Source organism: Bacillus sp. FSL W8-0223 (assembly GCF_038006805.1).
Taxonomy (GTDB): Bacteria; Bacillota; Bacilli; order Bacillales; family DSM-4216; genus Bacillus_O; species Bacillus_O smithii.
The window spans coordinates 3,295,817-3,302,500 of the sequence record NZ_JBBOVX010000001.1 but is presented as its reverse complement, the minus strand read 5'-3'; the positions used below and the strand labels follow the sequence as shown (position 1 = coordinate 3,302,500).

General features: G+C 41.4%; 7 protein-coding genes (1 of these 7 running past the window's edge). 6 read left to right on the top strand and 1 reads right to left on the bottom strand.

All coding sequences use genetic code 11. From position 1 onward, the window contains the following. Both rimI and tsaD read left to right on the top strand, forming a co-directional pair. A protein-coding gene (gene rimI, locus NST81_RS15795; RefSeq protein WP_003354024.1) for a ribosomal protein S18-alanine N-acetyltransferase crosses the window boundary here: on the top strand, positions 1-424 show its 3' portion. The gene continues 23 nt to the left of window position 1, outside the view; 424 of the gene's 447 nt are visible here — the last part of the coding sequence; the start codon falls outside the window, past its left edge; the stop codon is at positions 422-424. Next, positions 424-1,443, top strand: coding sequence for a tRNA (adenosine(37)-N6)-threonylcarbamoyltransferase complex transferase subunit TsaD (tsaD, locus tag NST81_RS15790; RefSeq protein ID WP_327797528.1), 1,020 nt, complete (start codon positions 424-426; stop codon positions 1,441-1,443). The genes rimI and tsaD overlap by 1 nt, the downstream gene beginning before the upstream one ends. A 559-nt stretch (positions 1,444-2,002) precedes the next feature. Here tsaD and NST81_RS15785 read toward each other — a convergent pair. Continuing rightward, entirely contained in the window at positions 2,003-3,934 is a 1,932-nt protein-coding gene (locus NST81_RS15785; RefSeq protein ID WP_327797527.1) for an ABC-F family ATP-binding cassette domain-containing protein, read from the bottom strand. Between the two features lie 274 nt (positions 3,935-4,208). On the opposite strand from NST81_RS15785, the gene moaC reads away from it, so the two are divergent. From moaC to tatC, 4 genes are read left to right on the top strand one after another with little or no spacing between them, the layout of a single operon-like run. Further along, the gene (gene moaC / locus NST81_RS15780) at positions 4,209-4,703 is read left to right on the top strand and encodes a cyclic pyranopterin monophosphate synthase MoaC (RefSeq protein WP_048624143.1); all 495 of its coding nucleotides are present in this window, start codon (positions 4,209-4,211) and stop codon (positions 4,701-4,703) included. Between the two features lie 26 nt (positions 4,704-4,729). Further along, positions 4,730-5,419, top strand: coding sequence for a redox-sensing transcriptional repressor Rex (locus NST81_RS15775; protein ID WP_003354029.1), 690 nt, complete (start codon positions 4,730-4,732; stop codon positions 5,417-5,419). A gap of 23 nt (positions 5,420-5,442) precedes the next feature. Continuing rightward, complete coding sequence (locus NST81_RS15770) at positions 5,443-5,616, top strand: twin-arginine translocase TatA/TatE family subunit (protein WP_328203447.1); 174 nt, start codon at positions 5,443-5,445, stop codon at positions 5,614-5,616. A gap of 17 nt (positions 5,617-5,633) precedes the next feature. Next, positions 5,634-6,392, top strand: a complete 759-nt coding sequence (gene tatC / locus NST81_RS15765) for a twin-arginine translocase subunit TatC (protein WP_340396265.1) — start codon at positions 5,634-5,636, stop codon at positions 6,390-6,392. The last annotated feature ends 292 nt before the right edge of the window (positions 6,393-6,684 follow it).

Genomic DNA, 6,684 nt, shown 5'->3' with positions numbered 1-6,684 from the left:
TATGAGAATCGAAGATATTGATGAAGTGATGGAGGTAGAACATTCGAGTTTCACCCTTCCTTGGACGAAAGAATCGTTTTATTATGAACTGGAACAAAACCATTTTGCCCATTATCTTGTGGTAGTGGTCAATGACAAGGTAGCCGGGTACTGTGGTTCTTGGATTATTTTGGATGAAGCTCATGTCACGAACATTGCTGTTTTGCCTCAATATCGAGGAAGAGGATTTGGCGAAGCTTTGCTGAGCAAAATGATGGAGTTGGCAAGGGAGCTTGGGGCGAAAACGATGACGTTAGAGGTTAGGGTAAGCAATATGCCAGCTCAGTCTCTTTACAAAAAATTAGGGTTTCAAAAAGGAGGTATCCGTAAAGGGTACTATACGGATAATCAAGAAGATGCTTTGATAATGTGGGTGAACTTATAATGGAAAAGGATATGTACATTTTAGGAATTGAAACAAGCTGTGATGAAACGGCTGCTTCCGTTGTCAAAAATGGCAAGGAAATTCTCTCCAACAAAGTGGCGTCTCAAATAGAGAGCCACAAACGATTTGGGGGCGTTGTCCCGGAAATCGCATCACGCCATCATGTGGAACAAATCACGATTGTCATTGAAGAAGCGATCAAGGAAGCCGGTCTAGATTTTTCTCAATTAGACGCGATTGCGGTGACGAAAGGACCCGGTCTTGTCGGGGCGCTGCTCATTGGCGTCAACGCGGCAAAAGCGCTTGCCTTTGCTCATCAAATCCCTCTTGTCGGTGTGCATCATATTGCGGGCCATATTTATGCTAATCGGCTCGTAACGGATATGCGCTTTCCGTTGATAGCGCTGGTAGTTTCAGGCGGCCATACGGAATTAGTGCTGATGAGAGAGCACGGAACATTCGAAGTGATTGGGGAAACAAGAGATGACGCGGCCGGAGAGGCTTATGACAAGGTAGCCAGAACATTGAATCTAACCTATCCCGGAGGGCCGGTCATTGACCGTCTTGCGCATGAAGGAAAAGCATTGATCGATTTTCCGAGGGCTTGGCTGGAAGACGGATCCTATGATTTCAGTTTTAGCGGATTAAAATCAGCAGTCATTAATACTTTGCATAATGCGGAGCAAAGAGGGGAACAGTATCGCCCTGAAGATGTGGCTGCAAGTTTTCAGGCGAGTGTGGTAGAAGTATTGACTGAAAAAACAGTGAGAGCCGCCAAACAATTTCAAGTAAAACAAGTTTTACTTGCCGGGGGCGTGGCAGCAAATCGTGGTTTGCGTAGCGAATTGCAAAAGAAAATGGAAGAATTGAAGGATGTAGAGTTAGTCATACCGCCTTTATCGCTATGTACGGATAATGCAGCCATGATTGCGGCTGCAGGGACCATTTTTTACGAAAAAGGAAAACGAGACGGCTATAACATGAACGCCTATCCCGGATTGGAACTGGATCACGTTTAATCTCATTCTTAGATGTAAAAAAAGGGTTTTTGCGGGGATCCATCTTTAGAAAAATAGTGCTGTTTCTAATCGAGATGAATAATGACGTTTTTTGACCGGCAGAAGGGCGCTGCCGGTTTTTTTGTCTTCCGGTGAGAATCGTGGAAGGGCTTTTTGGTGAAAAGCTGTGGAAAATAGAATCGTCAGGAATCACTATTGTTCATAACATGTGGATAATATGTGGAAAACAAAGTACGTTATGTTAAAAACTTTTTTTAAATGTGGATAAATTTCGAGGATAAATTTGGAATGTTGTCAATAAGTCTGTGGATAATGTGGAAAAATGTGACTTTTGCGGTTGTTTCAATGACAATAATGTGATTTATTTTGTGGATAATTACGATGGTATCAATCCGTCTTGGCAGCGATTTTTTTGTTGATAAAATATCGGAAATAACGGTGTGGAAAAATCGTGTATAAGAGGATTTTCATTTATGGTGTAAAAATCTAAAGAGGCTGTAAGCAATGATGCTACAGCCTCTTTTTTCATAGAGAATACAGGATGTCCGAACAATGAGAACTATAAACTTTCCTGCAATTCCGTCCATTCCTCCATAAGCTGATCAATTTCTGCTTTCAGCTGTTCGATTTCCTGATTGATGGCATGTGCCTTTTCATAATCTTGAAATATGTCAGGCTGAACGAGAAGTGCTTCTTTTTCTGAAAGGAGCGTTTCTTTTTGTTCAATCGTTTGTTCAATTTCTTCAATTCGTCTTCTTTTTTTTCTCTCCGCTTTTTTCGCTTCTTTATCCAGTGCAAACGTGTTTTTCGAAGCGGTTGTGTCGTCATCAGAGGTACGGCGATTTTCTTGTTGTTCCAAAAGCGATAATTCCAGCTGTTCTTGTTTTTTGTTTACATAGTAATCGTAGTCTCCCAAATATTCAGTGGTCCCGTTAGGAGAAAGCTCGATCACTTTAGTGGCAATTCGGTTGATAAAATAGCGGTCATGGGATACGAACAATAATGTTCCCGGATAATCGATCAAAGCGTTTTCGAGTACTTCTCTGCTGTCAAGGTCAAGATGGTTCGTCGGCTCATCGAGAATTAAGAAATTGGCTTTCTTCATCATGAGTTTGGCAAGGGCCAGCCGTGCCTTTTCCCCGCCGCTTAAAGAGGAGACGGTTTTCAAAACGTGATCGCCTGAAAAGAGAAAATTCCCTAAAACGGTCCGAATTTCTTTTTCATTGTAATCAGGAAAATCATCCCACAGTTCATGAAGGACGGTTTTATTTGAAGTTAAATTGGCTTGTTCCTGATCATAATAGCCGATTTCGACATTGGTGCCGAATTGAACAGATCCTTTGATCGGCTGCAGAAGCCCAATAATCGTTTTTAATAGAGTGGTTTTTCCGACCCCGTTCGGTCCGACAAGCGCAATGCTTTCCCCGCGGGTTATGTTCAAATGGATATTTTCACTCACAGGACCGCGGCCGTATCCAATGGCTAAGTCTTTAACGCGCATCACTTCATTGCCGCTTTGCTTTGCAATTTCAAACGAAAATTGAGCCGATTTTTCATCCCCTGCAGGTTTTTCCATCAGCTCCATTTTTTCCAGTCGTTTTCTTCGACTCTGCGCTCTTTTTGTCGTCGAAGCGCGAGCGATGTTTCTTTGGATGAAGTCTTGGAGCTTTTCAATCTCCTCTTGCTGCTTTTCGTATTGTTTCATTTCCCGTTCATATTGCTCTGCTTTTTGAATCAAGTAATCACTGTAGTTTCCATAATATTTTCTAGCCTTATGCCGGGAAATTTCGTATACTTGGGTCACTACTTTATCAAGAAAATAGCGGTCATGGGATACAATCAGAATGGCTCCGGGATAATTTTGCAAATATTGTTCCAGCCATGTTAAAGTTTCAATATCTAGATGGTTGGTCGGCTCGTCCAATATGAGAAGATCCGGTTTGGAGAGCAAAAGTTTCCCGAGGGCCAACCTTGTTTTTTGACCTCCGCTTAATGAGGAAATTTTGGTTTCATAATCATAGTCTTGAAAATGAAGACCGTGCAAAACGGAACGAATATCGGCTTCATACTGATAGCCGCCTTGTTCTTTAAATTGAATTTGCAATTGGTCATATTCTTTCACGATTTTCTTAAATTTTTCCGGATCGTTATAAACGGTCGGATCGGCCATTTGATTTTCCAAATCTCTCAGTTTCTTTTCCATCTCCCGCAGTGGGCCAAAAACGGACAGCATTTCATTCCAAATTGTCAAATCCGATTCCAAGCCGGTATCTTGAGCAAGATAGCCGATCGTCACATCCTTTGGCTTGATGATTTCGCCGGAATCATATGACAATTGGTCCGCGATGATTTTCAGAAGCGTAGATTTGCCTGCTCCGTTTCGCCCTACTAAAGCAATCCGGTCACGTGATTGTATTTCCAGTTTAATATTCGATAAAATAAGTTCAGAACCATAATATTTTGTGAGTTGAAGAACTTGCAGTAGAATCATTGTTTTATTCACCTCAATTGCTATAGTGTAAGTGTACCTTATAGCTCCTTAAATGGGCAATGGAAAGAAACAGAACGGGGGAAGTGTGAGACGGAAAGAACGGGAAATCGAAGCAATCTCTTCGGTCGTTAAGTCAAGCTGCCGGCAGGAAGCCACAACGAAGCATGAATTGACGACGATCTTACATCCGCTGGACATACGTTTTAGATCGATGTCCACATTATACACAGACATTCGCAAAAAAATAGTGTATCATAATGGGGAGGCATTCATCGTGTCGAAATTTACTCATTTTAACGAACAGGGAAGGGCTAAAATGGTTGATGTCAGCCATAAACCAGAAACAGTCCGTACAGCCGCCGCCTGTTCAAGCATCCAAGTAAATGAAGAAATTTATGAAGCCATACAAAATGACCGGATTCAAAAAGGGGATGTGTTGGCCGTAGCACAAGTGGCCGGAATTATGGCGGCAAAGAAAACATGGGATATCATTCCAATGTGCCATCCCATTCCCATTAAGGGGATCGATATTTCCTTTTCGTGGGAGACATACAACGAGAAATTTACTTTGAAAATTTTGGCTAAAGTAAAGACCGTAGGAAATACAGGTGTAGAAATGGAAGCGTTGACAGCCGCTTCTGTTGCGGCTCTTACCGTTTATGACATGTGCAAAGCCGTAGATAAAGGGATGGTCATCGGACCGACCTACTTGCTCGAAAAAACGGGCGGTGTCTCCAGTCCGGACTATAACAGAGATCATCATTCATAGTTTTTGGAAGTTGTGGAGGAATGAGTATGAGTCAAGAAGCCATGAAAATTCCACAAGCGACGGCTAAACGTCTGCCTCTTTATTACCGATTTTTGCAGAATCTGTACGCCTCAGGGAAAGAACGAGTATCTTCAGCAGAATTAAGTGAGGCGGTCAAAGTGGATTCCGCCACGATCCGCCGTGATTTTTCCTATTTTGGCGCCTTAGGGAAAAAAGGCTACGGATATAATGTCAGCTATTTATTGTCGTTTTTCCGAAAAACGCTTGACCAAGATGAAGTGACAAGCGTCGCACTGATTGGCGTGGGGAATTTAGGCACAGCGTTTTTAAATTATAACTTTATGAAAAACAACAATACGAGAATCGAATGGGCGTTTGATATCGACAAAAATAAAATTGGCAAAAAAGTTGGCGATGTAGTGGTATATGATTTAGCTGAATTGGAGGAGCGATTGATGGGCGAGAATGTTCCGGTAGCCATTTTAACCGTTCCGGCTTCGGCCGCCCAAAGTATTACAGACCGTCTAATAAAAGTGAACATCAGTGGAATTTTAAATTTTACGCCGGCAAGAATATCCGTTCCTCCTTCCATTCGAGTCCACCATATCGATTTAGCAGTTGAATTGCAATCATTAGTATATTTTCTGAAAAATTATCCTGAAGAGGAAGAAGTGGAAGAGAAACTCGATAGAAAAAAGGATTTACATCATTTATGATAAAATGAAAGAGGTGGAATACATTGGGAATGGGACCGGGCAGCCTTATTTTAACTGCGATCGCAGCTTTATTAATCTTTGGACCGAAGAAACTCCCTCAGTTGGGGAAAGCAGCCGGGGATACATTGCGTGAATTTAAACAAGCAACTAAAGGCTTAGCAGAAGAAGAAAAAACGAAAAAGAACGACGACAAGTAATGATAGGATGAGCGATCATGAATCGAAAAGACATGACGGTACTGGAACATATCATGGAATTAAGAAAACGTCTCATCATTGTGATCGTTTTCTTTGTGATCGCTGTAATTGTGGGTCTATTTACAGCGGAGCCGATGATTAAATTTCTGCAGCATGCCGATCTGGCGAAAGAGTTGACGATGAATGCATTTCGCATTACGGATCCTATGAAAGTTTATTTTCAAATGTCCTTTGTGATCGCATGCATCTTAACTTCCCCAGTTCTTCTTTACCAGCTTTGGGCCTTTATCAGTCCCGGGTTATATGAAAAAGAGAGAAAAGTCACGTTAAGTTATATTCCTGCTACGGTATTGTTATTTCTTCTCGGCGTTGCTTTTTCCTATTTTGTTCTTTTTCCGTTTGTTCTTCGTTTTATGACAAACTTATCTGAAAAACTGGGGATTCATCAAGTCATTGGAATTTACGAATATTTTCACTTTTTGTTCCAACTCACTATTCCTTTTGGGATTTTGTTTGAATTGCCTATCGTGGTCATGTTTTTAACCCGGCTTGGCATCGTTACACCCAAGTTTTTGGCCAAAATACGTCGTTACGCCTATTTTGTCCTGCTTGTCATCGCGGGAATTATTACGCCGCCGGATGTGATGTCACAGCTCATTGTGACCATTCCTCTTTGTTTTTTATACGAAGTGAGCATTTGGATTTCGCGGATGTCCTATAAAAAAATGCAGAGATTAGAAAGGCAAAGAAGCGAAGAAATCGTGAATGAAAATTAATATCACGATCCGAGAGAAAGGCTGCTCGAGTTTCAGTGGAAGATATATCCCATATTGATTGCGTGAAACGTTCAATAATCTGCTTTATAGTCTGTTCAAAAAACATATCCAGTATATCCTAAAAGAATATACTAAGAGAAAAATAAAAACGAATCCTCTGCTCAAGCAGAGGATTTTAGTTTTGGCGCGAGGAGGGTGTTTACGAAAAAATGAAAGCGATTTCTTTTTTGTGAAACAAAGAAGGCTTTCTAAACGAGAAGTGGTGATGAAAACATGGCGAATTTCGGTTAGG

Excerpts from the sequence above, each read along its gene's own strand:
- NST81_RS15785 (WP_327797527.1), bottom strand. The coding sequence starts at position 3,934 with ATGATTCTACTGCAAGTTCTTCAACTCACAAAATATTATGGTTCTGAA.
- tsaD (WP_327797528.1), top strand. The coding sequence starts at position 424 with ATGGAAAAGGATATGTACATTTTAGGAATTGAAACAAGCTGTGATGAA.
- NST81_RS15775 (WP_003354029.1), top strand. The coding sequence starts at position 4,730 with ATGAGTCAAGAAGCCATGAAAATTCCACAAGCGACGGCTAAACGTCTG.
- tatC (WP_340396265.1), top strand. The coding sequence starts at position 5,634 with ATGAATCGAAAAGACATGACGGTACTGGAACATATCATGGAATTAAGA.